Origin of the sequence: Colwellia piezophila ATCC BAA-637, assembly GCF_000378625.1 — a bacterium.
Taxonomy (GTDB): Bacteria; Pseudomonadota; Gammaproteobacteria; order Enterobacterales; family Alteromonadaceae; genus Colwellia; species Colwellia piezophila.
On the sequence record NZ_KB905166.1, the window covers coordinates 312,142 to 336,736 of the forward strand.

The 24,595-nt window shown below is 36.0% G+C and carries 36 protein-coding genes; 2 read left to right on the forward strand and 34 right to left on the reverse strand.

Annotation, left to right across the window (positions count from 1 at the left end; genetic code table 11):
- Positions 1-36: 36 nt before the first annotated feature.
- From F580_RS0113580 to F580_RS0113750, 31 genes are all read right to left on the reverse strand, one after another.
- Positions 37-510, reverse strand: coding sequence for a GNAT family N-acetyltransferase (locus F580_RS0113580; protein ID WP_019028285.1), 474 nt, complete (start codon positions 508-510; stop codon positions 37-39).
- Positions 511-586: 76 nt separating this feature from the next.
- Complete coding sequence (locus F580_RS0113585; RefSeq protein WP_019028286.1) at positions 587-1,309, reverse strand: SIMPL domain-containing protein; 723 nt, start codon at positions 1,307-1,309, stop codon at positions 587-589.
- A gap of 115 nt (positions 1,310-1,424) precedes the next feature.
- Positions 1,425-1,730, reverse strand: coding sequence for a putative signal transducing protein (locus F580_RS0113590; protein WP_019028287.1), 306 nt, complete (start codon positions 1,728-1,730; stop codon positions 1,425-1,427).
- A gap of 114 nt (positions 1,731-1,844) precedes the next feature.
- Positions 1,845-2,225 carry a hypothetical protein gene (locus F580_RS0113595; protein WP_019028288.1) on the reverse strand — a complete coding sequence of 127 codons (381 nt, stop codon included), beginning with the start codon at positions 2,223-2,225 and terminating at the stop codon, positions 1,845-1,847.
- Between the two features lie 965 nt (positions 2,226-3,190).
- A complete protein-coding gene (locus F580_RS0113605) occupies positions 3,191-4,171 on the reverse strand; it encodes an NAD(P)-dependent alcohol dehydrogenase (protein ID WP_019028290.1) in 981 nt (326 codons plus the stop codon).
- 167 nt (positions 4,172-4,338) lie between these two features.
- Positions 4,339-5,124 (reverse strand): PhzF family phenazine biosynthesis protein, encoded by a 786-nt coding sequence (locus F580_RS0113610; protein WP_019028291.1) that lies wholly within the window; start codon positions 5,122-5,124, stop codon positions 4,339-4,341.
- Positions 5,125-5,168: 44 nt separating this feature from the next.
- The gene (locus F580_RS0113615) at positions 5,169-5,618 is read right to left on the reverse strand and encodes a GNAT family N-acetyltransferase (protein WP_019028292.1); all 450 of its coding nucleotides are present in this window, start codon (positions 5,616-5,618) and stop codon (positions 5,169-5,171) included.
- A gap of 124 nt (positions 5,619-5,742) precedes the next feature.
- Entirely contained in the window at positions 5,743-6,930 is a 1,188-nt protein-coding gene (locus tag F580_RS0113620; protein ID WP_040357256.1) for an esterase, read from the reverse strand.
- Positions 6,931-7,064: 134 nt separating this feature from the next.
- Positions 7,065-7,538, reverse strand: a complete 474-nt coding sequence (locus F580_RS0113630; RefSeq protein ID WP_019028295.1) for a DUF1203 domain-containing protein — start codon at positions 7,536-7,538, stop codon at positions 7,065-7,067.
- A gap of 442 nt (positions 7,539-7,980) precedes the next feature.
- A complete protein-coding gene (locus tag F580_RS24565) occupies positions 7,981-8,562 on the reverse strand; it encodes an alpha/beta hydrolase (RefSeq protein ID WP_245560626.1) in 582 nt (193 codons plus the stop codon).
- 403 nt (positions 8,563-8,965) lie between these two features.
- Complete coding sequence (locus F580_RS0113640) at positions 8,966-9,370, reverse strand: DoxX family protein (RefSeq protein WP_019028297.1); 405 nt, start codon at positions 9,368-9,370, stop codon at positions 8,966-8,968.
- A 167-nt stretch (positions 9,371-9,537) separates the two neighbouring features.
- Positions 9,538-9,999, reverse strand: coding sequence for a hypothetical protein (locus F580_RS0113645; protein WP_019028298.1), 462 nt, complete (start codon positions 9,997-9,999; stop codon positions 9,538-9,540).
- A gap of 43 nt (positions 10,000-10,042) precedes the next feature.
- Positions 10,043-11,095 carry a S41 family peptidase gene (locus F580_RS0113650; protein WP_019028299.1) on the reverse strand — a complete coding sequence of 351 codons (1,053 nt, stop codon included), beginning with the start codon at positions 11,093-11,095 and terminating at the stop codon, positions 10,043-10,045.
- Between the two features lie 36 nt (positions 11,096-11,131).
- Positions 11,132-12,010 carry a CPBP family intramembrane glutamic endopeptidase gene (locus F580_RS0113655; RefSeq protein WP_051092081.1) on the reverse strand — a complete coding sequence of 293 codons (879 nt, stop codon included), beginning with the start codon at positions 12,008-12,010 and terminating at the stop codon, positions 11,132-11,134.
- A gap of 102 nt (positions 12,011-12,112) precedes the next feature.
- On the reverse strand, positions 12,113-12,430 hold the full coding sequence (locus F580_RS0113660) for a hypothetical protein (protein ID WP_019028301.1): 318 nt from the start codon (positions 12,428-12,430) through the stop codon (positions 12,113-12,115).
- Positions 12,431-12,496: 66 nt separating this feature from the next.
- Positions 12,497-13,222 (reverse strand): SIMPL domain-containing protein, encoded by a 726-nt coding sequence (locus F580_RS0113665; RefSeq protein WP_019028302.1) that lies wholly within the window; start codon positions 13,220-13,222, stop codon positions 12,497-12,499.
- A 124-nt stretch (positions 13,223-13,346) separates the two neighbouring features.
- Positions 13,347-13,721, reverse strand: coding sequence for a DUF6896 domain-containing protein (locus tag F580_RS0113670; RefSeq protein WP_019028303.1), 375 nt, complete (start codon positions 13,719-13,721; stop codon positions 13,347-13,349).
- A 117-nt stretch (positions 13,722-13,838) separates the two neighbouring features.
- A complete protein-coding gene (locus F580_RS0113675) occupies positions 13,839-14,219 on the reverse strand; it encodes an energy transducer TonB (protein ID WP_019028304.1) in 381 nt (126 codons plus the stop codon).
- A gap of 109 nt (positions 14,220-14,328) precedes the next feature.
- Positions 14,329-14,694 carry an undecaprenyl-diphosphatase gene (locus tag F580_RS27330; RefSeq protein WP_083926987.1) on the reverse strand — a complete coding sequence of 122 codons (366 nt, stop codon included), beginning with the start codon at positions 14,692-14,694 and terminating at the stop codon, positions 14,329-14,331.
- 627 nt (positions 14,695-15,321) lie between these two features.
- Complete coding sequence (locus tag F580_RS0113690) at positions 15,322-15,804, reverse strand: DoxX family protein (RefSeq protein ID WP_019028307.1); 483 nt, start codon at positions 15,802-15,804, stop codon at positions 15,322-15,324.
- Between the two features lie 121 nt (positions 15,805-15,925).
- Positions 15,926-16,279 carry a hypothetical protein gene (locus tag F580_RS0113695; protein WP_019028308.1) on the reverse strand — a complete coding sequence of 118 codons (354 nt, stop codon included), beginning with the start codon at positions 16,277-16,279 and terminating at the stop codon, positions 15,926-15,928.
- A 126-nt stretch (positions 16,280-16,405) separates the two neighbouring features.
- The gene (locus F580_RS0113700) at positions 16,406-16,648 is read right to left on the reverse strand and encodes a hypothetical protein (protein WP_019028309.1); all 243 of its coding nucleotides are present in this window, start codon (positions 16,646-16,648) and stop codon (positions 16,406-16,408) included.
- A gap of 132 nt (positions 16,649-16,780) precedes the next feature.
- On the reverse strand, positions 16,781-16,987 hold the full coding sequence (locus tag F580_RS0113705) for a hypothetical protein (RefSeq protein ID WP_019028310.1): 207 nt from the start codon (positions 16,985-16,987) through the stop codon (positions 16,781-16,783).
- A 187-nt stretch (positions 16,988-17,174) separates the two neighbouring features.
- Positions 17,175-18,026, reverse strand: a complete 852-nt coding sequence (locus F580_RS0113715; protein ID WP_019028311.1) for an SDR family NAD(P)-dependent oxidoreductase — start codon at positions 18,024-18,026, stop codon at positions 17,175-17,177.
- A 119-nt stretch (positions 18,027-18,145) separates the two neighbouring features.
- A complete protein-coding gene (locus F580_RS0113720; protein WP_019028312.1) occupies positions 18,146-18,532 on the reverse strand; it encodes a hypothetical protein in 387 nt (128 codons plus the stop codon).
- A 168-nt stretch (positions 18,533-18,700) separates the two neighbouring features.
- The gene (locus F580_RS0113725; RefSeq protein WP_019028313.1) at positions 18,701-19,210 is read right to left on the reverse strand and encodes a hypothetical protein; all 510 of its coding nucleotides are present in this window, start codon (positions 19,208-19,210) and stop codon (positions 18,701-18,703) included.
- 117 nt (positions 19,211-19,327) lie between these two features.
- A complete protein-coding gene (locus F580_RS0113730) occupies positions 19,328-20,080 on the reverse strand; it encodes a type 1 glutamine amidotransferase domain-containing protein (protein WP_026301437.1) in 753 nt (250 codons plus the stop codon).
- A 184-nt stretch (positions 20,081-20,264) separates the two neighbouring features.
- Complete coding sequence (locus F580_RS0113735; protein WP_019028315.1) at positions 20,265-20,648, reverse strand: PAS domain S-box protein; 384 nt, start codon at positions 20,646-20,648, stop codon at positions 20,265-20,267.
- Between the two features lie 112 nt (positions 20,649-20,760).
- Positions 20,761-21,390 (reverse strand): LysE family translocator, encoded by a 630-nt coding sequence (locus F580_RS0113740; RefSeq protein WP_245560627.1) that lies wholly within the window; start codon positions 21,388-21,390, stop codon positions 20,761-20,763.
- Positions 21,391-21,497: 107 nt separating this feature from the next.
- Positions 21,498-21,794, reverse strand: coding sequence for a HigA family addiction module antitoxin (locus F580_RS0113745; RefSeq protein ID WP_019028317.1), 297 nt, complete (start codon positions 21,792-21,794; stop codon positions 21,498-21,500).
- Entirely contained in the window at positions 21,794-22,075 is a 282-nt protein-coding gene (locus F580_RS0113750) for a type II toxin-antitoxin system RelE/ParE family toxin (RefSeq protein WP_019028318.1), read from the reverse strand. The genes F580_RS0113745 and F580_RS0113750 overlap by 1 nt, the downstream gene beginning before the upstream one ends.
- 188 nt (positions 22,076-22,263) lie before the next feature.
- Between F580_RS0113750 and F580_RS0113755 the strand changes: the two genes are divergently transcribed.
- Positions 22,264-22,503 (forward strand): type II toxin-antitoxin system ParD family antitoxin, encoded by a 240-nt coding sequence (locus tag F580_RS0113755; protein ID WP_019028319.1) that lies wholly within the window; start codon positions 22,264-22,266, stop codon positions 22,501-22,503.
- Positions 22,503-22,796, forward strand: a complete 294-nt coding sequence (locus F580_RS0113760; protein ID WP_019028320.1) for a type II toxin-antitoxin system RelE/ParE family toxin — start codon at positions 22,503-22,505, stop codon at positions 22,794-22,796. The genes F580_RS0113755 and F580_RS0113760 overlap by 1 nt, the downstream gene beginning before the upstream one ends.
- Positions 22,797-22,893: 97 nt before the next feature.
- Here F580_RS0113760 and F580_RS0113765 read toward each other — a convergent pair whose 3' ends face one another.
- The 3 genes from F580_RS0113765 to F580_RS0113775 form a co-directional block, all read right to left on the reverse strand.
- Positions 22,894-23,460, reverse strand: a complete 567-nt coding sequence (locus tag F580_RS0113765; protein WP_019028321.1) for a GNAT family N-acetyltransferase — start codon at positions 23,458-23,460, stop codon at positions 22,894-22,896.
- A gap of 55 nt (positions 23,461-23,515) precedes the next feature.
- Positions 23,516-23,998, reverse strand: a complete 483-nt coding sequence (locus tag F580_RS0113770) for a hypothetical protein (RefSeq protein ID WP_157443108.1) — start codon at positions 23,996-23,998, stop codon at positions 23,516-23,518.
- 115 nt (positions 23,999-24,113) lie between these two features.
- Positions 24,114-24,584 carry a protease complex subunit PrcB family protein gene (locus F580_RS0113775; RefSeq protein ID WP_019028323.1) on the reverse strand — a complete coding sequence of 157 codons (471 nt, stop codon included), beginning with the start codon at positions 24,582-24,584 and terminating at the stop codon, positions 24,114-24,116.
- Positions 24,585-24,595 lie beyond the last annotated feature (11 nt).

The window sequence follows — 24,595 nt, forward strand, 5'->3', positions numbered from 1 at the left end:
GTATTTTCCCCCTTTAAAGTTCTTGTTAGCAATAATTTACGCTAATGCCTGTCTCATTTTACGACCACCTACTGGAATTAAACCATTTTTTTGGTAAAAGTTTAATGTGCGCTCAAACTCGGGTAAAGGTGGAGTACATAACTCAATGCATGACCAATTATGCTTTTTACCATAATCTTGAACTTGCTCAATTAACATTGAACCTACACCGGAAGCTCTGAACTCAGGAGAAACATAAAACTCTTGGATTACACCGATTTTACCACCCGCATATAATGCGTATGTTTCTGTCATGGTAACTACAGAAATCGGCTTGTTTTCAAACATTCCAATAATTGCCGAATAGTGGCCATCCCTAATGAGTTCATGACAACGTTGAATTGTACCATTGAGATCAATATCAAAATGCTGAGCTTTTGTTAGCGCACAAATTTCAGTTGTAAGTTCTACAACAAAGGAGCCTATTAGTTCAGAATCTTTAAGTGTGGCTTCTCTAAAGTTGATATGCATACATACTCTTGATTATTGATAACGCCTCATTAAGAGGCACAAAATTGTGGATTAAAATAAACGACGAATGAGCAATTTATTCCATTGTGTAAACAACATAAACGGTTGCTGTAGCTCTCATTTTTCCAATTTTAAATACACCAGCCTTTGGCGGCACTCTATACCTTAATTGACCAGCACCGTATGATTGTCCGTAAACATCCTGATTTGGATGTAAATTATAAGTTTCTTGTTGTCGAGTTTGGAATTCGGAAACAGAATAAACATCTTTGAGTGTTTTACCCTGAATTTCAGCAATTTCCTGAGCTTTTAATTTTGCATCTTTAATTGCTAACATTAATACATTTTTTTTAACGGCACGTTCATCAGCTAACTCTACAGTCGATGATATTTTTGACGTTATTCCTGCTGAGATTAATGCATCATTTAATAATGGATATTTAGTTAGATCTTTTAAAACTATATCTATATTACGACTAACTCTCGTACCATTATCAATTCTTTTCCCGTTATCCCTTTCTATTGCGGGATAAATCTGGATAGGTGTTGCGGTAATTTGATTTGCTTTGATTCCCAACTTTTTAGTTGATTCGAAAATTTTCAATGATTTTTGGTCTATTTCTAACTTTGCAACTTCTGCATCTAAGTTAGTTGAAACAATAGATACTGATATCTTAATTTGATCAGGAATAATCTCTTTTTCTGCGTACCCTTCAACATAGATATGAGGTTCATTCGGGATTACCGAAGCAAAAGAAGAAATTGAAATTATTAATAGAAGTAGCAATATCGTTTTCATGAGTAATCCTTTATCAGGTAATACAGAGTTTGATTTTCGTATAACGCCCAAATAACAGGCTAAGATTATGTAGCGAAACGTAGCCAACTGTTACGTGTCCTTGTTGATTTTCTTGTTATGTGTTTCCACTCTGACAATTCCAGCATACTTCAAAAGAGGGGTCATTTTCCTCTGAACAGCTTTGACAAATCCAATCTTCACCTTTATCACTGTTTTGTGATGATTTTAATATTTCTATAGCTTGCTCAAAGTCTTCGTCATTAGTAACCCAAAGTTCTGGCCAAGCATCGAAGGCCGATATTTCACCTACAGCCCCTTGTGCAAATTCATTTTTGATAAATGTACTTATTCCTTGTGCATCAATGAGGTTCTTTGCATTGTTCACAAGAAAATGATTCTCGTTGGAATATACCAGCTTCATAATTGAATACTCATAACGCCCCAATAAGGGGCTGATAATAGCTTGCTAAATGTGCAGCGAAGCGGAACCGAGCAAACGGTTAGCAGTCCCGGCTTTATTGGCTTGTTAGCTGTACTAACGTATAAACGACTTTCTGATTAAACTATATATAAAAAAGTCAGCGGCCAAATGTACTACAGCAGCTCCGATGGAGCCAATGCCCCTAAAATCAGAAAACTTTTTAATAAAGCTATCGCCGTTATGTTCCAAGTTGGATTGTATGCTATCCATTGCGGCTTCAAGCAAGCTATATGCGTTATATATTGCAGAAAGGTTAACAACAGCGAACATTAAAAAAAGAATTGTGACAGCCCTTTGTTTGTCGTGATTCCATTCTATTTTTGATGAAAACAACCAACCCAAAAGGATACCGCAAGCAGCTACATAGAAGTTCCAAAGAAAATCAATTTGTTCGCTTATTGATAAAGCTATTTGGGCTAATTCATAATCCGTCATAAAAACTCCATAATTGAAATACAGCTAACGCCACAATAAGCGGCTAAGTAATAGTTAGCAAAATGTGTAGGAAAACGTAGCCAACTGTTACGTATCTCGTTGATTTACTTGTTATATGTGTGTGTTTGAAAAACACTGAAATGGCCAAGAACATTAAAGCTTGTAGCGTGGAATGAGTAGATTTAAAACCCGAACGCCACTTTACTGCTAACCATGAATTTGAGCCGTTTATATAAGACTGATTAAGCGTAAACATAAGCAGAATTTATAAAACCTAGGGGAAGTTGAGCTATGTGCACTAAATCCATTTAGGCGAAAACTGTGTAACCAAAAATTCAAAATATTTTATGCCGCTAAAGTTACCACAAAAGAGAACAGAAACAAGTACTAAACTAAAAATTAAATGCCCAAGCCACAAAGACTAATCATTTCACTAACTGGCGACATATAACGCTTTGCTAAGCGATAATAAAATAGCTGGCTAAAATTAGCGAGGAACGAGCAAAAGCCAGCTGTTATTTGTCCCGGTTGATTTGCTTGTATTTACATCGAATGAAATGCAGCTATTATTGAAAATACAACAAAAAATAATGTGGCGTAAGGTGCGGCACTTAAAAATGGAATAAAGGTAATTAAAACCTTAACCACAGGCGGTGTTGTTGAGTTGTTAAATTTATAACCGATAAACAGCATTAAAAAATAATATAAGGGAAATAAAATGGATGACCAAGTAATATACTTAAAAAGTAATGCATCCCAAAAATTGGAAGCAATATTGTCATTTGTAAATAGGCTCATAATCAATGAAATTGGCCAGTTAAATAACATTAACAACCAAAATAACTTAGACAGTCTGAGATAAGTGAGCAATGCAGATTCCTTTGCTTAAAATGGTTGGCTATAATGTTCAACGAAGTGGACTCAACCAATCGTTATGAGTCCGACTTAAAAATACTTGTTAGGTTTCAAAATTTTCCCAAAGAAAGTACAACTGGCCCCAACCTTTGTTCTGTCTCTACTCTTCTATGGGATTCAGCAGCTTGCTCAATCGGATAAATTTTATCGACGATTGCTTCTATTTTTCCATCCTCAATCATTTCTTTGAGTGCAAGTAGCTCTTCCTCCTTTTCACCTGCGAAAGCAAAAGTCACGGTCTTATCAGTAAATTTAGAAGACAGAAATGATCTCAGCATGTCTGATAGTCGAGGATTTGCCATAAGATAACGGCCCTTGGGTTCGAGTGTTTTAACACATTCGGAATAAGAACTTCCAGCAACCATGTCAAAAATTACGTCATAGGTTTTGCCACTTTTTGTAAAATCTTCTTTGGTATAGTCGAAGAAATGATCCGCGCCAATACGACGAAGCATTTCTTCCTTGATGGTACAATCAACTGCCGTTACTTCGGCTCCCATTTCTTTGGCAATCATCACTCCAAAAGTACCGATACTTCCGCCGGCACCATTGATCAAAACCTTTTCCCCATTTCGGATATTCGCTTTTTTCAAAAAGTGAAGCGCATTCAGACCTCCTAGAGGTACCGCTGCTGCTGCTTCAAAGTTTATATTGGACGGTTTCGGTACAATCGTGTAGCTATCAGGTAGGGTCATGTATTCACTATAACAGCCCATCCGAAGCCCCGCGCACCCGAAAACCTGATCACCCTTATTAAACTTTGAAACGTTTTTCCCTACTGATTCGACTTCCCCTGCGAAATATCCACCTAATACCTGTCGCCTTGGTTTTGTTAGCCCTAGGGCAATACGTAAGGGTAGCCAAAACCACTTTACTGCAAATTTGAAACTTCGCATTTCACAGTCAGACTTCGTTACCTCAGCCGCATGAACTTTTATCAAAATCTCATCGTCCTTGGGAGTGGGTTTCTCTATTTCTTTGAGCTGAAGTACATCCGGTGGCCCATACTTTCTGTATACAACGGCTTTCATAAGTATTCCTCTAAAATAATTTTGATTAGGCCATTTTTAGAAATGCTAAGGAAAAAAACACCCTGCAGCCTTGAGACCTAACGCCTTACTATGCGGCGCAAAATAGTTGGCTAAAATCACGATGAACGATCACTGCCAATTATTTTTTTTCCTTGTTGAATTTCTTGTTATGTTTTGATAGTAATTATCCCTGACATGTAATCTACAGCATTACCCAAAAGCATGACTCTATCTCCAATAACTTCGCATTGAACAATTCCAGTCCTTTGAGATAATTGTTTACCAACAAGCTTATTTCGGCTTAGTTTTCTAGCCCAGTATGGTGCTATTTCGCAATGAGCAGAGCCAGTTACAGGGTCTTCATTAACTCTTAATTTTGGAAAGAAGCAACGGCTAACAAAATCGACTTCCTCACCAGGTGCTGTCACAACAACTCCTCTTAAATCTAAGGCTTGAAGTTTTACGAAATCAGGGGTGAGAGCCTTAACTTGAGATTCACTATCAAGAACCACTATATAATCAAAAGCTACAAGTGTTTTAGTTGGGATAACTCCTAAGGCCTCCTTTAACTCCGTAGGAGTGTCAATAGGTTTAATGTCACTAGCAGGAAAGCTCATACTATATCCTGAGCCGGATCTCCCAACCTGCAATGTTCCACTTTTTGTATAAAATAATATAGATTCTTTAACATAACCAAGGTGCTGAAATAGAACATGAGCGGCGGCCAAAGTCGCGTGACCACAAAGATCAACTTCATCTTCTGGGGTAAACCAACGTAAAGAATAACCATTATCTTCAGCTACAAAAAATGCAGTTTCAGATAGATTATTTTCTTCTGCTATTTTTTGAAGAAGTTCGTCAGAAACCCATTCATTAAGTGGACATACTGCGGCAGGGTTGCCTTCAAATGTATGATCTGCAAAGGCATCAATCTGATATATTTTTATTTCCATTGCTTAAAGCTACTCCATACTTATCAGAAAAACATCACGCCCACTTAAGGGGCCAAATTAACTATGCCACTTATGTACACATCTGGCTGATGTAATTCCATAAATGATTCAGGTGAATTTAAAGATTTAAAACCAAACTGCTCGTAAAGGCTATGTGCATCACTTGTAGCAAGTGCCATACGTCGAAGACCTTGCAAATTAGGATGTCCAAGAATAACTTGCATAAGCAACTTACTTAAACCTTTACCTCTATGCTCATTTGAAACGAAAACATCAGCTAAATATGCAAATATTGCAGAGTCCGTAACCATACGCGCAAAAGCTACTTGGTGACCTGAATCAGTAAAAACACCAAAACATAACGAATTATTTATCGCTTTTTTCATGGTGTTGATTGGAATGTCTTTAGCCCAATAAGAGCTAGATATAAAAGTATGTATTACAGTTAAATCCATATCTTTTATATCTGAACTAGTTTTATAACCTGAAATCAACACCAACTCCTTTTATAAGCATAACGCCTCACTAAATGGCAAATAATAGCTGGCTAAAATAAGTGAGGCACAAACAAAAAGCCAACTTTAATTTGTCCGATTTGAAAACCGTCGTTAGAAGCGCTTATTCGCCAACACTATCTAGTTTTTCTCTATATTCATCTAAATATTGTTTGTGCTTATTTTGGTGCCAATCAATCATTGATTTAGATTTTTCTACCGCTTGTGTTTGGTATTTAACCGCCTTGTTAACATTTCCAAGATCTGCATATGCCTTTGCTAAGGATGATAATGCATATGCTGACTCGGGATAGAGGGCGACTGTTTTTTGATATATAGACAATCCTTTTTGGGAATCACTTGCCATTAAGGATTTTGCTAGCGCCTTTAAAGAACCCTCTGCAGAAATATCGAAACCATATTTTTTGTCAGAAATTAGAGCGTAATAATCAATTATTGCTTGAGCCCCATTTTTAGAGATTTCAGAGTCAGCTTTAAGATCAGTATGAATATCATTAAAAAGAGCTTCAATGCCGTTTACAATAGAAATTATTGGTTGTGACATATAATTACTCTTATTATTACGATGAACTTGCCAATCAAGAGTACTTGGTGAAGATGCTTTTAGTGCTTTTTCAAATAAATCAAAAGACGGTAGATTACCTTGTTCATATTGATGGTTACCTGTGGCAAGGTATAAAAATCTCATTTGATCATCTTTTAAGGCTAGTTTCACTTTTGCTTCTGACGTTATTAAACCAAAATCATTAGCCAGTGATGGGCTAGAAATAATATATGCGTTAAATAATTTAGGTCGATTGAGTAAAGCAAATAACCCTAATGCTCCATTTCCCATAAAACCGCTATAAACTTTAAACCCATTTGTTCTATATTTTTCATCTATAGCGTTTAGTAGGTCATACTCAAAATAATCGAGCATTGTTTGATTGGTTGGTTCACTCACAATTTGCTCGAATAACTTTGCAAATTCAGGATTGTAATTTGCAGGAGTAATTACAATTGATTCAAGCCAAGGCCATTCTCCGTTGTGGCTCAACCAATCATGTAAACCGCTAAGATAAGGTTGACTACGTGGATGCAAATCAAAAACTACGAAATACTTCTTATCCTTTCCTTTAGTCTCACTATAACTTTTTGGCAATGTAACGTTATATTCAATAGGTTCTTTAAAAAATTTAGATTTTACTTTCAATGATTCTATGGGATTGAGCTCCATGATATCTGTAGATTTTGCAGATACAGGAAGCAAGGAAGACATAAAAATCAAACTAGCTATAAGTATTTTAATCATTGTAAATCCTTTTGTAATACACCAAATTATAAATGCGCTTCTAACGCCGCAATTGGCGGAAATTAATAGTTGGCTAAAATGTTAAACAAAGTGGAGCCGAGCAAGCTGTTACCAGTCCGACTTGAAAACCCTTGTTAGGCACGGTGCACCGCACTACAAAAACAACCAGGGCCTGCATAGTGAAGATGAATATACTCAACTTTAGAATTTTGGAATTGCTTTTTCAATTTCAACTCCAATTCCGTACCTTTAGCAATGTCATGGGCTACCATCATATTACTTGAATCATAGGCCTTTACCGAAAGCAGCCGATTATTAAGCATTATGGGCACCTGATTTACACCAAACTTCATCGTTTGAGAAAACTCTCGTACAAGAACGGTTCCTATGGCTTTATAGGCTGATTCTACGTCATGGTGCCAATAAGGTAAAAATAGAACTCTTTCTCCTAGTTTTGCATCTTCCAACGATACACGACAAGGATATCCGGGTTCTTCATCTACAATCATCCATTTTGCTTGATGTGATGCAAGCTCTTCATCATTCAAATCCATAAATGAAGTAAATTCTTTTTTATCAAGAGCAATAAATTGAAAATCGGTTGCCATTTTTTAATAATTCCTTTGTATTGAATTGGCGTCAAAGGCCAACTATTTTTTTCAGTTCTGAGAGCATTGTTATGTATGATGCAAGCTAAACGCACAAAAACACAATCAAAATAAGCATTGTAATAAAGAAGAACATTCGACCTACTCCTTTGTGTTCACGGTTGTTTACTCTCAATTTGTATTTCAAGATGGACAGCTGCCTTTGAGTCAACTCGCTACAATGAAGACAGTTAAAATCATCTTCATCAATAAATAAGCCACAATCTTCACACCTTTTTTGCTTTGGACGAGAAATATCCGGTGTATCAAACTCCACTGAATGGACCCCCTCATACTGACATATAACGCCCACTTAACAGGCAATAAATTGTAAGTAAAAATAGCGACGAATATGTTAAAGCCAACTTTTTTCCCTTGTTGAATTGCATGTTATACGCAATTATCACGATTCTTTAAACAGCCAATACAATCCCTGAATTGCAGTTGTTGGAAACGCCGTTTCATGGTTTGCGCCTTGAATAGTTAATAATTTTACTTTTGTATTAGGGAATAACTTACCTGATAGCTTTAACTCAAGTTGCTTTGCACCTTTAACCATATCGTGTTGTGGTGAATCCAGTTCAATAGTTTCATTAGCCCCAACACCAATAAACACCTTATGTGTATTTAAATTAAGCTCTGTTTCAATTTTAAGAATGTCATTATCTTTAAACCACACCGATGGGCTACCGAAGACATAATTATTAAACATATCAGGTTTAGTAAACAATATGTATACGCCAAGTAGTCCACCAAGTGAATTACCAACAAAAGTCCTAGACTCATTCACTCTGTAGTGTTTTCCGATGAAAGAGAAAACTGATTTTTCAATAAAGTAAATATGTTCTTTCGCTTTTCCTGTTTGATACTTCCAGCTTGAATCTTCAATATGAGTGTAATCACGAATCCTACTAGAAGGTCCTCTAGATGCTTTTGAGTATGAAATCCCGACAATTATAGCCTCTTGCATTTTTCCAGTATTCATCGAAAATCGAGTAGCGCCAGATACAACTTAGAAGCTATACCATGCGTCTGTTAAGTAGATAACAGGATATGACTTATCTTTTTTATTGTCATATGAACGTGGTAATTTTATAAAAAGAGGGTAAATCCTTTCTGAATCTGGGTCTTTAATTTCGATGACATTGCTTCGAGGAATTTCAAAAAACATTGGTATCTTGAGCTTTTACTAATTGAGTCGAATTAATGAAAAGAAATATGAATATATAAGGTGTAAATTTCACTCAAACTCCGTTTAGGGTGTATCGGCCCATTAACTATGCCACTTCAAACGGGCTAAATAATACTTGGCTATAGTGTGTAGCGAAGTGCTACAAGATCAGAGCGAAACGCGGCTAACTGTTGCGTTTGCCCTCTTCTTTGACTTGTTAGGAAGTTGTATCAACGCTTTCGGTTTTGTCTAAACACCACTTACACGCACCTTTACTCGCAATAAATAAAAATAGGAAACAATAAAGTATTGCTGCATCACCATGATTAATAATAGGGAAAAAGTTTTCATCAAACCGGAAAGCCCAATGAAATTGTATATAAGCTATAGCCATTGTACCGCTAGATAAGAAAGCGGCAATACGAGTTTGAAACCCAAGGATTAAACATAAGCCACATACTAATTCTATTAATCCTCCAAACCACATTTGAGATCCGAAAGCGGTTTCGTGACTAGCAAGCAAACCGAATATTTTCTGTGTACCATGAAATGTAAATAAAACACCTGAAACTATTCTTAATAATGCATAAATAGAATCTGTGTGCTTTGAAAGTAAGTTCATTAAATTACCCCTTTATATTAAAATTATTATAAATGCAGACATTGCTTAATATTCGCTGTCTGTCTGCCTAACGCCCAAATAACAGGCAAAGTAAAAGTTGGCTAAAATAAGCGACGCAGGAGCAAAAACCAACTGTAATTTGTCCTGCTTTAACGACTTGTTATGTATTACCACTGATAAGCAACCTTTATAGATACACCACTTGAACTTTCTTCAAATATATTTTCATTTTTTGAAGTTACACCACTGTAAATAGAACCACCGAGAACAAATGAACTGTTATTAAATCCTGAAAAATAATAATTATAAGTACCTGACAAACCGTGATATATAGCTACTTCTCCATTGGCAATGTGTGCGGATACAGCTCCTCCGAATATACCTAGGGAGTGGTTGTCACCTCCTATTTTACGATCCCAACCTACGCCATAGCCAATCCCTGTGCCATCCTCACTTGAATGTACGCGAATACCTAAAGAGGCATAATATTTTGAATCGTTGGTATTAATGGAATATTTCGCGCCTATACCACCATGATCGTTCCCTAAACCTAAAGAAAAATTTGAATCATCCGCAGCAAAACAAAATGAAGACGCAGACAAAGCTAACACAGATATTATATATTTCATGGAGAACTCTACTTGATGCATAACGCCGCCAGAAGCGGTGAGTTTACGAGTCTGACTTACGGGATTTGTTACGCGACAACTCAGCTAACTCAGCTAACTTGGCGTCGATGTCTTTGATCTGGTATTTATTGTCAGCTGATTTTTTAATTTCAATAAGAGCCATTTTATATGCTACTTCGAGTGCTTTATGGCTCACTGTATCGACGTGAGGCTTAACTCCAACTGCCTCCCAATTTGATTTTGTTATAGGGTTAACCGCTTTTGCAATTGGAATAGCAGCCCTAAAACCATCACCTAGTTCGAAGTATTGCCATGGATTTGCCCCTCCCTTAGTTTGTTCTCCAACTATTGTTGCTCTTTTCAGGTGTTTAAAATTATAGGCAAATTCCTCAGCTGCAGAAAATGTATGCTTACTAGTGAGAATGTATAGCGGAAGGTTAGGTTTTTTGACTCCATTAATCTTGTCAAATGTCCAAAACTCTGAAGTAGTGCCTGTCATTCTCGAATAAAAACTGTTGAGGTGAGTTTTAGAATCAAAAAAATAACTGCTAATAAGCTGTACCATTTCAGCACTTCCACCTCCGTTATTTCTTAAATCGAAAATCAATGCATCTACTTCAGACACAAGAGCCAAAGTATTTTCAGCCCTTGCTCTGGAAACCTCATTCAATTCATCTAACCCCCAGAAATCTATGTAGCCTATGTTGCCATCCAAAATTTCAACCTTGTTGAACCCTGAATTCTTTCTTTTTAATTTAGCAAACCAGCCTTCATTAATTTCTTGCTTTTCAGGCTCTTTAGTCAAATCCCTCCATTGAACTGTAAAATGTTTATCGTGTTTACGTAACTCAGCGGACATTATACTTGCTAACTCTTTTTTGCTTTCAGCTTTTAAGAAATTTGAATTGGTGCTGATCTTTCTCAGGGTATGTTCTATCTTCGCGATATTGTCTATTAATACATATTTTTCCTTAATATTCTTCTCTAAGGATGCTAGTAAAGCTATTTTTTCTTCACCTATTATATCGTCACTCATCACTGGAAAAGAAAAAATCAAACAATATACGGTAATCCATCTTACTAACAATTTTCTCATAACACTTCCTAGGTTATTTTGACGCGTAACGCCTTGTTATGTTTTGGCGACAGCAAACTCTGCGACACCTTTTTTCCAAAAATATATAGCTACACAACAAGCTGTAAGGGCAATAATTGCTCCGAACTCATCAATATACCAACTCGACTCCGTATTCTGCACTGTAATGGGGGTAAATATTTTTTGTATAAAAACATTAGAGCTCGCGTGGTAAATCACTGCAGTCCACAAACTACCTGTTTTCAAACGTAGGTACGCCATAATGACGCCGGTTGAAGTTATAAACAAGGTGAAGAAAAATAGTTGATAATACAATGGCGTCACATCATTACCATATAATCCTTTAATCATTAGTGGCCAATGCCAAACAGACCAAACTAATCCACTGACAAGAGCAACACCAGTAAATGACATGAATTTGGACAACTCAGGAACAAGTAAGCCACGCCAACCAAGTTCCTCCCCCAAAACAGAAGGTAATGAAACTACAAAACTGATGGTAGCGACTAAAACGATGTGAAACAAAAGTATACTCGTGTCACTCCAATGAGTTAAGTTGTAATTCTCTTTTTGCTTTAATAAGAACTCAGCGTTATAGAAATCACCAAAACCTACAAACCAAACTATCAGATATGCCGAGAATGCGATTGAGAAGGGAATTAGGTAGCTCATCCATTGAAATTTCCACTCTCCCCACTGCCAACCTAGACTAGCTAAACTTCTTTTTCGGATAACACAAGTGACTATAGTAGCGAGTCCAACACTCAGCATTAAAGGAGTTGCTTGCCCCATTCGAAAAATTAACCAATATCCTAATATATAGAACGCAACTACGAATGAAAAAAATGTAAACAAAGTTAAAGCTGTATCTCTAGAAATCTTCAAATTTTTCTCCTGCAAACGAATGAAAAACATAACGCCCTAATAACGGGAAAATAATACTTGGCTAAAATGTTTGAGGAACTAAAAATAGCCAACTGTAAATTTTCCGTTTAATTGCCTTGTTAGTTGCGCAGCTCACATTAATAAATAAGCAGTACTAAACAATACAATATAAATCAAAGAAATTAAAATGTTAAGTCCCAACAGAGTTTGACAATACATTCCTGTAATATTGTAATTACTTCTCAAATTAGAGTTAAAAAGTGCAATTGTTGAAGGAATGACTAGCAAAGCAGAGACATAAAACATGGGAGTCACTACATAAGTAAATAACCAACCAGCCTCAACTATTTTATTGTCTGGGGAATTTGGAGAGATTGGAGAAACGCAAAGATATAGAAGAATTACAGCAATGAACGCTAATGCAGCTCCGATAGTTTGTATTATACGCATAACTTCCTTGAAACTAACGCCGCAAAAAGCCAACTGTTACTTGTCTTTTTGAGAGACTTGTTATATTCACTTTACTTCTAGGTCAAATACAACACTAATTGATGCTGAAAAAACAATATTCTCTTGTAGGTATTTACCTGGTCGACTAGCTTTGCTGATGCGTGAGCCCGTAACCTCAATTCGTTCAATATCGCTGTTTGCACCATATCGATAACGGCTATTATTAGACGTTGAGTTTATGCTATAAATTTTACCTAATTTAGCATCAAAAGCACTAGCCAATGAATTACCTTTTTCTTTAGCATTCTTTACAGCCATAGCATTAACTTCATCTTTTAAAGAATCAGCTTTTGATGACTTCAATTCAATACTTCTGATTTCATCAATTTTTACGCTTAAAGCAAAATCCATAAAGGCATTTAAACGTTTAATGTCGTTTAGCGTTACTTTTATATTTCTATTTGCCATGTAACCATCTAGCTCTTGTTTATCATTATTTGAATAAGAATAAATAGGTCGTGTAGTAATACTTGAAGCTGAAACGTTGTCTTCATCAATATTAAATTTAGCTAAACCTTCAAGGAAGTTGTTAACCCTATCATCAACATCCCTTTTAGCGTCTATGCTTTTTGTCTTTAAACTCTCTACTTCTAGTTTAATAACTGCAATATCGGGTTCAGCTTTGAGTTGTGCTGTTCCTACAATTGAAATATGACGGTTGTTGGGCAAACTGTTGTTTGCATGTACAAATGAAGAAAATGCTAATAAGGCGAAAATGCTTAAATATTTCATTGAACTTCCTTGTGAATATAACGGCCTGTTAAGGGGAAATAATATAGTTGGCTAAAATGTTAAGCGAAGCGGAACCGGGCCAGCTGTTTTTTATCCTTATTAATTAGCGTGTTATATTGCATTTTCACTTCAACGCTTCGGTTATAAAACACTGTAACAAATCTTCATTCTCATATAATTTACGGTACTCAGCAAAGGGAAGATTACCTTCATTGTATTGTTTCTCGAAGAACAACCTTAAACGCCACTCATCAGGCTCAACTTTATCAAAGTTGAAATCTATACCACCTACATTAGCAGTTCGATAGATATCTACCCCAATACCATTAGTGGAATACATCCAATTGGTTCCTGGTATTGGTTTACGTCCTCGATGTTCCTCATGAAGTATATCTTCAACCTTTTCAAGTTGGAAAGATTGAATTAGAAGTTCTTCTGCCCATTTTCTTTGAGCGTACCAAAGAGGTATAATCTTCCTGATTTTTTCAATATTATCCATATGTACCTAAGCAATATAACGCCCCCGTTAAGGGGCTTTTTATTAGTTTGCTAAATTGTGTAGCGAAGCGGAACCGAGCAAACTATTAAAAGTCCTGCTTAATTTTCTTGTGATATTTTATTTCTGTCCAAAAGTAAATTCAGTTATCACATAAACAGGTGTATTAGATGGATTAGCTTTAGATGGCACATATTTGATATTGCTCAAAGCTCTTAATGCAAACTTATCCCAAGCCCCTTTGGGCGACGACTCAATAACTGTTGGGCTAAATATTTCTCCGTTAGAATCGACTAAATACTTAATATTAACAAAGCCACCAGTTTCTGGCACCTTCATGTTTTTAAATTTAAAACTAAACTCTTTAGCTTCTTGGACCCAATAGTTTTCTAAATTAGATTGCTCAATCGTTATAGGTGATTCAGTCAAGTACTGCTCAGGTGTTGACTTACAACCACTCAACATTAAAAGACCTAGGGATAAAACACTCAAAAGTTTCATAAACACTCCTTGTAAAATATAACGCCTCACTAAGAGGCTAAAAATTGTTGACTAAAATTAGCGAGGCACGAGCATACTCAACTGTTTTTAGTCCTGCTTGATTACCTTGTTAGGCATTTTTTTTCACCAACTGATTCAATAAGATACCTGTTTTGTTCTGAAATTGAAACACGATCACGTAGGAAAATATTGAAACCAAAATAGCACCTAATATATCTAGAGGGAAATGGACACCACCAAAGACTCTAGATAACCCGCTAATGAAGCTACACCCGCATAAAACTATGACTAAGGCTCTAGTTGTTTTATTAAATAACAACATTACAGATATAGAAAAAATAAAAGTCGTATGATCAGATGGAAATGAAGAATCAGGAGCATGTCCGATTAACTGTGTCCCTAGATTATCTACAAATGGACGGGGATGAAAATAAAAAAGAGAAATAACATAACTAGTTAGCATTCCGAGCAACACAGAAAGCCCAGAGTTGAAGCTCGATTTTTTTCTTTCTATATAATAGTCATAACTCCAAAGAAGCTTAAGGCTACCTGTAATTGTCCTATTTTGGGGACATTAACCAACACCATTAAAAAGATACTAAAGATATACACCAACGTATATAAAAAAAGACAAAAGAGCGCAAAGTTACGTATCCATTTATCGATAATCTCGAAATAACCACCCATAGTAACCCTACCACCCCAATCAGGGGCTGATAATAGCTTGCTAAAATGTGCAGCGAAGCTAAACCGAGCAAGCTGTTAACAGTCCCATTTCTGAATTGATTTGTTATATGCCAATTACACTAATCAGTTAGCTCAATTAATAGTGTGTAGGACAAAATAAAACCAAACAAAGACGTGTTAGGAGTTATTGATTTTATAGCCCAATCGTCTTTATTTAATTGCGATATTTTTTCATTCAAAGCATTTAGATCCACTTGACTGGACCAAAAGCTTTTCTTTTTAAATTCGACTATTCTTTGCAATTTAGTACCCTTACTTAATTATTGATGTCCAAACATGAATGGCTTATAACGCCGCAATAAGCGGAAAATTATTGTTGGCTATAATGTGAAACGAAGTCGAACGTAGCCAACTGTTAGGTGTCCTTGTTAATTTTTTTGTTATGTTCTTTTACGCATAGAAAGTACGCCCAAGCGATCAATATGATTTGCAATGGTGTACGTATTAATAAATATACCGCTCCCCATTGATGCCCTCCAAGCCCAACACTATTTAAAGCAGCGTAGATATTAGCAGGAAAGAAAATTACAAAAATAAGAATCCCCAATTTTGCCGCGATAGTTTGAAGCTTAGGTATGAAAAGTGCGATGCCAACTAATAATTCGAGAGCTCCAGTAACATATATTAATGTAACTTTAAAAGGTACCCAAGCAGGTAGCATTTCAACCATTCCATCGGTTTTTACAATGTGACCAATAAAGAAAAATATAAATGCGAGACCTAAACCCCAACAAGCATATTTATTAATATTAACAGGCTTCTTCCTGAATTTTGCCGATGCAAGAGCTATCACCAGCGGAGAAGATAGAATTAGAAGAATTATTATTGGAGTTACCATAGTTCCATCCTAATAAGATAACGCCACCATAAGCGGCTAAGTAATAGCTGGCTAAAATTGTGAACGAAGTGAACGCAGCCAGCTGTTAAAGGTCCTGCTTAATTTTCTTGTTAGCTATACCCTACGCTGATATAGAATTAAATTTAACAAACAACAAACCAATTGAAAACATAATAAACCCAGGAATAGCATGAACCAAAACAATTGGATATTGAGCTATAACTGATTTAGTAGGAACAAAAAAATGAGGGTCGAACTTTTGAATGAATTTATAAATTGGTTTAGCCACAGGTTTAAACCAATTATGAAAGTAATACCCGAATACAGCTAAAGCCTGAACCTCTAATAAAAGTACAAACAATTCCAAACCGATACCATCGATAAACAAAGCTAAAGGTATAAGTTCTGGCTTTAACAATAAAAATGTAACTAATAAAAAACCAGCTATTTTCCATGACGACTTTCTTAGATTCATACTAAATCCTTAAGGTATAGCTAACGCCCAAATAACAGGCTAAGTAAATGTTGGCTAAAATGTGAAACGAAGTGGAACCGAGCAAGCTGTTTCGAGTCCGACTTGAAAACCCTTGTTATATTTCGTTTAATTGAGCCAAGCAATTGAAACAATGATTAGAGCATAAAACAAAATACCTATTACGTAAGGCACAAGGTATCCATTGTTAGATTTACCTTTTAACTGTTTATATTCACTATAACTATGTAATTGATATTTAGATAAACCGAATGAAATTACCCGTAATACACCTGCTCCGGTTATATACAGAATAAAATCAAAAGCCAAAGCTACAAATAGACTCGGTATGAACTCAAGAAATATACTCATTCGACTCTCCTATCCACAGAAATATAACGCCCAAATAAGGGGCTTTTAATAGTTTGCTGAAATTTGAAGCGAAGCGGAACCTAGCCAACTGTTACGTGTCCTTGTTTATTTTCTTGTTATGTTTTTTAAACGCTACTTATTAATTGTATCCTTACGTTCTTTATCATATTCCTTGTAGGTTTTATTATCCGTGTTTAAACAGTCGTTATGTTGTTGCTCTAACGCTGCGTCTTCAATACATTTACTCTTTTGATAGTCTTGGCCTGCTTGATACAATTGTTTATTACTACAACCAGCTAAAATAAACGAAAAGAAAACAATAAATAAAAGTTTGCTCATGATGTTACCTCAAAATTTAAATCACCCAGATAAGACGAATAAGCTTTATTTAAGTTCAACTCCGCTACCAATAAAAACATAACGCCTTGCTAAGCGGCAAAAATTTGTTGGCTATAATTAGCGAGGAACGAGCAAAAGCCAACTGTTTTTTGTCCGTTTAAGCAACTTAGCTCTGGTTGCTAGCTATTTAGATATCCTCAGCTTTTAGAGGAATAGGTTGCTTGCCGTCAATATCAGTAAAACCATATTCTAGAGCAAGTTTGGCCGCAACTAGAATTTTTCCAGACTTCTGCATTATGCTTGAATCTGAAGCTAGTGCTGCTACAGCACGCCCTATAAATTCTGGAGATTCTGAATTAGATAAATCCAAATGTTCTGCACCTTTCATAACAGCCTCAGTACGTACTATACCAGGGTAAAGTGATACTACTGCAATATCATGTGAGCGAAGCTCTTCTGCCATGCAAGCTGTCATGCGGTCTGTCGCAGATTTTGAGACTCCATATGCGACACCCTTATCATTTCGTTGAGATGAAAAAAATGAGAGATTAACAATTAGTCCATTATTTTGAGTAAGCATCAAGCGCACTGCATACACGCTAGATACATAATGGGCACGGACTCCCGCATGAAACATTGAATCCCAACGCGATATAGGCGCTGTCCAGAAACCGCTTTCCTTCCAAAATTCTGTGCCATTAGTAAAGTGCTCGTAGCCACCCCAAACATTATTGACTAATAGGTCAAGCTGGCTATGTTTTTCTTGAATCCGCTGGAACACTGCAGCTACTTCCTGATCTACACAGTGATCGCATTGGATAGCAATACACTTTCCACCGAAAGAATTAATTTCATTGGCTGTTCTTGTTATCGAACCAGATAACTCAGAGTCAGCTTTCCCTTCTTCTACAGTTCTTCCAGTAATGTAGACAATCGCACCAGCTAAACCCAAGCTAAGCGCTATTCCTTTGCCAACACCACGACTTGCTCCCGTCACGAGAACAATTTTTCCTTTTAGTGGTTGGGCAAGTTTATTCATCTATTACCTAATTTCATTTCTCAGTGCTGCTGAAGTACAACTTCAAAGAGCTAACGCCCTAATAATGGGCAAAAAATTGTTGGCTAAAATTGTGTAGCGAAGCGAAACGTAGCCAACTGTTACGTGTCCTTGTTTATTTTCTTGTTATGTGTTTCCAGCCATTCCTGTGCTTTACCAATATTAATAAACACCTTAGCCTGACTTTTAAGCAGAATTTGAATGCCTTGGGTTTGAACACTATTAGAAACAACAATAGCAGTTAAAACACATCCATTTTTGTCGTACCATTCCCACAATGATTTAGTTAAAGCGGCAGTAGTCGGAGAGCCTAGAACCTCGTCATCCCATACTTCAACTCGCTTCCAGTCTTTAACCGACCTTTTTGAAACGGATTTTTGAATTAAAGGGATATAATATTCAAGGCCTTCTTCGTTAAAAGGTCCCTTAATTTCTAGAGTAAAAACATCATTCACCCATGAAAATGAAATTTCACCATGTTTATTCATATATCACCTCAATGTTAGACATCATTTAATTATAGAAGGTGTCCACTAATTGCGGGTAACACTGTCAGCTAACGCCGTTTTAAGCGGCAAATTGCAGTTGGCTAAAATAAGTGACAAAGGAGCAAAAGCCAACTATTTTTTGTGCTGCTTTAATGGCTTGTTAAGTTACTAATACTCCAAACAATAAACACCTGATTCACTAGCCCATTGTTTGATTTTCGGTATGATTTTATCATCTTGAATGTAAAATATATTCGTATAATCCCAGCTTTCAAAATATACAGCATAAAATTCGGGTAAAACTAACCTGCAAAATTTATCTGAGGAGTCATTATCACCGGCAGGATGTAAATAGTTATCCATAGATTCTTGAGAGCTGAACTTTCTAAAAGACGGGCAACAACGATCCCATTTACCTTTAAACTTAAAATTCAAGATTTCAGTATTTTTAGACATAATCTTTGCAAAATCATGCAATAACCTGTTTCGGCGCAACTGCTCATTTTTATCAGGGCGATCATTTTGAAACTCTTCAAGAGTTAACCAGTGGTCAAAAACAGTTATTTCCACTTTCTTATAGTGAGGAGTCTCATCTAAACAATAAATTTTGAATAGATCAGGAAATTTAGCATTTAGCTCTATTTGCTTATTTTTACTTAAATTTATAAAATTACGCACATATTTCCCTAGTAACTTAACGCCCAAATAATGGGCAAATATCAGTCGGTTAAAATAAGCGACGCAGGAGCAAAAAACAACTGTTTTTTGTCCGTTTGAGCAACTTGTTAAGTGCCGCTACTGTTTGTTTAATATTATCATTTCTTTTGCAACAAGAGCTGCCGAGGGTAAAAACATTGTTGAAACAATTCGCTGGTCGATGACAACTTCGTGTTTATCTTTTAAGGTTTGTTTATTTTGTGCGATGGCACCATTTTTATTTAACTGACTTTCAACAAGAAATGGTAACAAAGTGCCTTGTTTTGCCCATGATTTAGAGTTTTCTGTTGAGTCTGGAAAACCAGCAACTTTTTTACCCTTGACGAGAAACTCCCCCGTAGATAAAACAACATTAGAAAAAGCACCTGCGCCATGTCCACCCCCACCAATAATACCGCCAGATTCATATATTTTTGCAATAATTGATTGTAATTCTTTATTATTAGCAACATCAAATAATGGGCCGTAACCACCACCAATATAAACTCCCCAATAATTACTGGGTTCAATCTGTTTTGGGTTGAATGAGTTGTTTGCTTTATCCATGAAACCTTCATATTTAATGGTATAACTGCTGATACCCAAAGGATCCATCATGAATTCAACTTTTCCACCTTCAGGTGATGCAAAATCAACTTCGAATCCGTGACTTACAAATATATGATATGGCGGTGCTACCTCCCATAAATTATTTCTAGCATCATGCTTTTCAGGATCCCCCATATCAATCATATTTGAAGTAATTATCAATACCTTTTTAGCAGGAGCTGCATTCGAACTAACCGAAATGCATAATATTATTGTGAAAAAAATAGAGATGAGATACTTCATTATTATCCTTAATTAAAAAATATTTTATTAGTTTAGATGTGCCAAATTGATAAAAAGTTTAATTTGATCAGCATAGGCATTTAACGCCGTTTTAAGCGGCAAATTGCAGTTGGCTAAAATAAGTGAGGCACGAACAAAAAGCCAACTGTAATTTGTCCGACTTGAAAACCTTGTTAGGTGAGCTCTATTTAGAGAAATTAAAATGGTCTAAAAACACATCAAAAATCACTTCGTCAACCTCAAGTCCATAGCAGCGTGTATGCAAAAACTCACCATTTTCCTCATACACGCTTGAGTTATAGATGATATATTTAATACCATCCTTGCCTTGAACTTTTGCTGGGTAATTTTTTAACTTTTCGAAATCACCTAGTCGCTTCATCATGTCAGTTAGGCAATTTTTATCCATTTGAAATTCTGAAACGTGATGGCCAACATACTGCGATTTCGTATAGCCTAAGGATTCAAGTTCATGCATATTGGCATAAATAATAATACCTTCAGGTGACACAGCGTGAATACCTATTGATGAGTTATTTAGGAATTCTTCAGGATTCTCAGTAAACATAAATCACCTAACGCCCATTTAAGACGAAAAATATAGTTGGCTAAAATAGGTGAACGGAGTGAACAAAAGCCAACTGTATTTTGTCCTGCTTGAAATTCTTGTTAGCTCTCGATTACCTCTGAGTTGAAATTGCTAAAACACCACCCGCACTGATAAATGCAGAACCAAACACTTTTCCAAGAATACGACCTGATACATATTTTTCACTACCTGCTTTTAAATTTTGGCTCAAAAGAGAATATGAAAGTAAACATAAAAAGGAGCACGTCATAAGAGTTAAAACCAAAATTAGAAACTGAGGTAGTAATGGCTCAGAAACAACAATAAATTGCGGAAAAAGTGCAGAAGTAAATATTATTGCTTTAGGATTAGTTAAAGATATCATTAATCCTTGCGTATAAAGGCTCCAAGCGCTGAATGATGATTCTTTCTCATCATTCATATCATTTAACTGTACACCACTGCGCCAAATTTTAACTCCCATATACAAAAGATAGAGTGCCCCAATTATTTTAATTACGGTAAAAGCTGTAGAAGAAACCATTACCAATGCGCTCAACCCCAATATGGAACATGCGGACATGGTAAATAGACCTGTGACATTTCCAGCCACTGTAATAAGAGAACGTAAAATACCAAATTGTAGACTGTGCGTTGATATTAACAATATTGCAGGACCTGGAATTGCTGCTGCGATAAAAGCAATTGAACAAAATGCTAACCAAGTTTCGAATTGCATCATAATTCCTTGTAGAGAGCTAACGCCTTGTTAGGCGGGAAATAATGGTTGGCTATACTGCGCGAAGCGCAAACCAACTGTTATTTGTCCGTTTAATTGTCTTATATTTTTTATGTCACTACAAAATTTACAAAGTGGACATTGGTTAAATTGATTTGCTGTTTAGCATGCCAGAGATCGTAGTTGTCTTGCATTGATAGCCAACTCTCAGGAGTCCTGCCAATTGCTTTTGATAAGCGAAGTGCCATTTCTGGTGAGATAGCACTTTGACCTTTTAGCACTCTATTTAAAGTAGACGATGCAACATCTAGCTGTTTAGCTAAATAACGACAGCTTATACCAGATGGTTCCAAATAAACGTCATAGATAAACGCCCCAGGGTGTGGCGGATTATGATGCATACTCATTAGTGATAGTCCTCATAGTTGAGAATATAAGCATTACCATCGATAAACTCGAAAGTAATGCGCCAATTACCATTTACAGTAATAGACCAAACCCCGTCACGATTCCCTTTTAATGGATGTAATTTAAAGCCGGGTAAATTGATATCATCAATTTCTTGTGCGGTATCGATTGCAGCAAGTTGCATACGTAACTTACGTCGGTGATGTTTTGCCTGAATACCTGAAATACTACCCGTCTGGAAGTATTTCTTAAGACCTTTGTGCTTGAAAAATTTAATCATGCTACAAATGTAGCGTGATGCGCATCACTTGTCGATGAAAACATAACGCCTCATTAAGAGGCAAAAAATAGTTGGTTAAAATAAGCGACGATGGAGCAAAAACCAACTGTTTTTTGTCCCTTTAATTGCCTTGTTATATTTTTTATACCATAATCTAATATATATTGGTACTTTCGAGGTTTTACATTATGGCTAAAAACACAAGCGTAACATTGGGCGATCATTTTGATCAATTTATAAACCAACAACTTAACACTGGTCGTTATGGCTCAGCAAGTGAAATTATTAGAGCTGGATTAAGAGCTTTAGAAGATCAAGAAGCCAAGATATTAAATTTACGCAATATGCTAATCCAAGGTGAACAAAGCGGTATTGCTGATTACAATTATGAAAGTTTGCTAACTGAGTTGGATAAAGATAATCACTGATGCGTAAATTCTTATTATCAGGGAAAGCAAAGTCAGATTTAATTAAAATAGCTCGCTACACTCAATTAACTTGGGGAAAAGAACAGAGAAATGTTTATCTAAAGATATTAGACAATACATTTCAATTGTTAGCTGATGAACCAGAGTTAGGACTTAACTGTGATTACATAAGAGAAGGTTATAGTAAATATCCCCAATCTAGCCATGTTATTTACTATAAAGAGAACAAAGTTAATCAAATTTTAATCGTGCGTATATTGCATAAAAGTATGGATGTTAACTCCGCACTCTAGAAAAATATAAGGCCAAGTTAAGCGGCAAATAATAGCTGGCTAAAATGTGTGAGGCACGAACAACAGCCAGCTGTTATTTGTCCGTTTGAACGCCTTGTTATAAGGTTTTAGCTACCCACTGCTCTTTAGTTATTTGATATAAAACTTGTTCTTTTAATTGCTCGTTATGAACTAATGGGTCATTAAAGTTTTTCTCTGTATTAATCATTTTTATACGTTCCATAACCTTCTGTGAAGCTTTATTCACAACAGATGTAACTGAGATAACACTAGTCAAATTTAAGTCATCAAATGCAAATTCTAAAACTTTTTCTGCGGCTTCTGTTGCATAACCTTTACCCCAGAACTGATTCATTAAACGCCAACCAATTTCGGTTGCAGGACTTACATCAAGATCAGGTGGTGAATTGTGTAGACCAACAAACCCAATAAATTTATTAGATAATTTTTCTTCAACAGCCCAAATACCCCATCCACGATCAGATATAAGCTTCGCAAGTTTTAAAGCTAAGTTAGTACTTTCAACTTCATTTAAAGTACTTGGGAAATGTTCCATAACTTTCGTACATGCATTCAGCTCTGCAAAAGGAGCATAATCTTCGCTTTTCCATTGCCTTAAAATCAAACGATTTGTAGATAATATTTTAATTGTATCGATATTCAAACTAAGATGACCTTATAACGCCCCAATAAGAGGCTGCTTTATTGACTTGTTAGGGCTACGGGATACCTGGAACCCACAACTCATACGCCACACCATTTATTTTGTATTTAATTAGCGACTGAAATTCTACTGACTTAGTTAAGAGTAAGTTAGCTTTGCTATCGTATACCCTTAAGCTTGGTGACTCATCAACGATAAAATAATACTTTTGATCACCCGTCAAACCGCAGTCTGCAACGCCACTCTTATGTTGAATCGGTAATTTGATACCGTTTGAGTTTATTAGGTTGGCATTTAGGCCAGAGCTTAAAGTATTACCACCACAATCAAGTATTTGGTTGTTTCTCTTAGAGTGATAAAAACTGCCTAAGAGATTTTCCAAGGTATATGTATTCTTACTTGTAATAACCGTCAAAGTCGATAGGCAATCATCTGTTTCAGGGACGCAAACCTGATTATCATTAAACGATACTATTAGCTCATCTTGGGCATAAGCGAAAGAAGAGCATAAGAATAGTATTGCTAGAATTTTGCACATAACCCTGAGTAGCCCTAACGCCGTTTTAAGCGGCAAATTACAGTTGGCTAAAATTAGCAGCGAAGGCGCAAAAGCCAACTGTATTTTGTCCTTGTTTAACAGCTTGTTATATATACTAGCAACTAGACACCGTGATTTCTTCGGTTACCAATATCTCATTTGTTGTATTTAACTTAATTAGCTTAAAAGGATTTGTGAGAGCTTCAGTTGTAACACAATTATTTCCAGGCAAACCTAGAAGAACTTGGGCTCTAACGTGATCGTTTTCTACAGTAACAGATGGAATAGCAATACTATATCCGCCGGTATTTCTAGTACCCATATCGATCAAAAGAATAGTTTCTTTTTCAAAGTTAACGGCTTTTATCGATTCACTGGTTCTTTTTAGTAGCTCATTTTCATAATCTGTTTGGTTTCTTATAACAATTACACTTTTGCTTGTTGAATCTGCATATTCATTGTATTGCGATTCATGCATTATTTCATATTCTACAGGCTGAGGAGGAGGTGGTGGTGATGTTGCATTTGCATCATAACAACCTTGAATTTGAAAGATGAACGGTATGAGAATTAATAACCTTTTCATGATAAATGCTC

Excerpts from the sequence above, each read along its gene's own strand:
- F580_RS0113735 (WP_019028315.1), bottom strand. The coding sequence starts at position 20,648 with ATGTTTACTGAGAATCCTGAAGAATTCCTAAATAACTCATCAATAGGT.
- F580_RS0113630 (WP_019028295.1), bottom strand. The coding sequence starts at position 7,538 with ATGGCAACCGATTTTCAATTTATTGCTCTTGATAAAAAAGAATTTACT.
- F580_RS0113750 (WP_019028318.1), bottom strand. The coding sequence starts at position 22,075 with ATGATTAAATTTTTCAAGCACAAAGGTCTTAAGAAATACTTCCAGACG.
- F580_RS0113605 (WP_019028290.1), bottom strand. The coding sequence starts at position 4,171 with ATGAAAGCCGTTGTATACAGAAAGTATGGGCCACCGGATGTACTTCAG.
- F580_RS0113665 (WP_019028302.1), bottom strand. The coding sequence starts at position 13,222 with ATGAAATATTTAAGCATTTTCGCCTTATTAGCATTTTCTTCATTTGTA.
- F580_RS0113670 (WP_019028303.1), bottom strand. The coding sequence starts at position 13,721 with ATGGATAATATTGAAAAAATCAGGAAGATTATACCTCTTTGGTACGCT.
- F580_RS0113650 (WP_019028299.1), bottom strand. The coding sequence starts at position 11,095 with ATGAGAAAATTGTTAGTAAGATGGATTACCGTATATTGTTTGATTTTT.
- F580_RS0113730 (WP_026301437.1), bottom strand. The coding sequence starts at position 20,080 with ATGAAGTATCTCATCTCTATTTTTTTCACAATAATATTATGCATTTCG.
- F580_RS0113695 (WP_019028308.1), bottom strand. The coding sequence starts at position 16,279 with ATGAATCTAAGAAAGTCGTCATGGAAAATAGCTGGTTTTTTATTAGTT.
- F580_RS0113675 (WP_019028304.1), bottom strand. The coding sequence starts at position 14,219 with ATGAAACTTTTGAGTGTTTTATCCCTAGGTCTTTTAATGTTGAGTGGT.
- F580_RS0113775 (WP_019028323.1), bottom strand. The coding sequence starts at position 24,584 with ATGAAAAGGTTATTAATTCTCATACCGTTCATCTTTCAAATTCAAGGT.
- F580_RS24565 (WP_245560626.1), bottom strand. The coding sequence starts at position 8,562 with ATGAATACTGGAAAAATGCAAGAGGCTATAATTGTCGGGATTTCATAC.
- F580_RS0113745 (WP_019028317.1), bottom strand. The coding sequence starts at position 21,794 with ATGAGTATGCATCATAATCCGCCACACCCTGGGGCGTTTATCTATGAC.
- F580_RS0113700 (WP_019028309.1), bottom strand. The coding sequence starts at position 16,648 with ATGAGTATATTTCTTGAGTTCATACCGAGTCTATTTGTAGCTTTGGCT.
- F580_RS0113655 (WP_051092081.1), bottom strand. The coding sequence starts at position 12,010 with ATGTTTTTCATTCGTTTGCAGGAGAAAAATTTGAAGATTTCTAGAGAT.
- F580_RS0113610 (WP_019028291.1), bottom strand. The coding sequence starts at position 5,124 with ATGGAAATAAAAATATATCAGATTGATGCCTTTGCAGATCATACATTT.
- F580_RS0113640 (WP_019028297.1), bottom strand. The coding sequence starts at position 9,370 with ATGAACTTACTTTCAAAGCACACAGATTCTATTTATGCATTATTAAGA.
- F580_RS0113660 (WP_019028301.1), bottom strand. The coding sequence starts at position 12,430 with ATGCGTATAATACAAACTATCGGAGCTGCATTAGCGTTCATTGCTGTA.
- F580_RS0113690 (WP_019028307.1), bottom strand. The coding sequence starts at position 15,804 with ATGGTAACTCCAATAATAATTCTTCTAATTCTATCTTCTCCGCTGGTG.
- F580_RS0113590 (WP_019028287.1), bottom strand. The coding sequence starts at position 1,730 with ATGAAGCTGGTATATTCCAACGAGAATCATTTTCTTGTGAACAATGCA.
- F580_RS0113645 (WP_019028298.1), bottom strand. The coding sequence starts at position 9,999 with ATGAAATATATAATATCTGTGTTAGCTTTGTCTGCGTCTTCATTTTGT.
- F580_RS0113585 (WP_019028286.1), bottom strand. The coding sequence starts at position 1,309 with ATGAAAACGATATTGCTACTTCTATTAATAATTTCAATTTCTTCTTTT.
- F580_RS0113755 (WP_019028319.1), top strand. The coding sequence starts at position 22,264 with ATGGCTAAAAACACAAGCGTAACATTGGGCGATCATTTTGATCAATTT.
- F580_RS0113580 (WP_019028285.1), bottom strand. The coding sequence starts at position 510 with ATGCATATCAACTTTAGAGAAGCCACACTTAAAGATTCTGAACTAATA.
- F580_RS0113595 (WP_019028288.1), bottom strand. The coding sequence starts at position 2,225 with ATGACGGATTATGAATTAGCCCAAATAGCTTTATCAATAAGCGAACAA.
- F580_RS0113620 (WP_040357256.1), bottom strand. The coding sequence starts at position 6,930 with ATGATTAAAATACTTATAGCTAGTTTGATTTTTATGTCTTCCTTGCTT.
- F580_RS0113760 (WP_019028320.1), top strand. The coding sequence starts at position 22,503 with ATGCGTAAATTCTTATTATCAGGGAAAGCAAAGTCAGATTTAATTAAA.
- F580_RS0113770 (WP_157443108.1), bottom strand. The coding sequence starts at position 23,998 with ATGTGCAAAATTCTAGCAATACTATTCTTATGCTCTTCTTTCGCTTAT.
- F580_RS0113720 (WP_019028312.1), bottom strand. The coding sequence starts at position 18,532 with ATGAATAAACATGGTGAAATTTCATTTTCATGGGTGAATGATGTTTTT.
- F580_RS0113705 (WP_019028310.1), bottom strand. The coding sequence starts at position 16,987 with ATGAGCAAACTTTTATTTATTGTTTTCTTTTCGTTTATTTTAGCTGGT.
- F580_RS0113715 (WP_019028311.1), bottom strand. The coding sequence starts at position 18,026 with ATGAATAAACTTGCCCAACCACTAAAAGGAAAAATTGTTCTCGTGACG.
- F580_RS0113740 (WP_245560627.1), bottom strand. The coding sequence starts at position 21,390 with ATGATGCAATTCGAAACTTGGTTAGCATTTTGTTCAATTGCTTTTATC.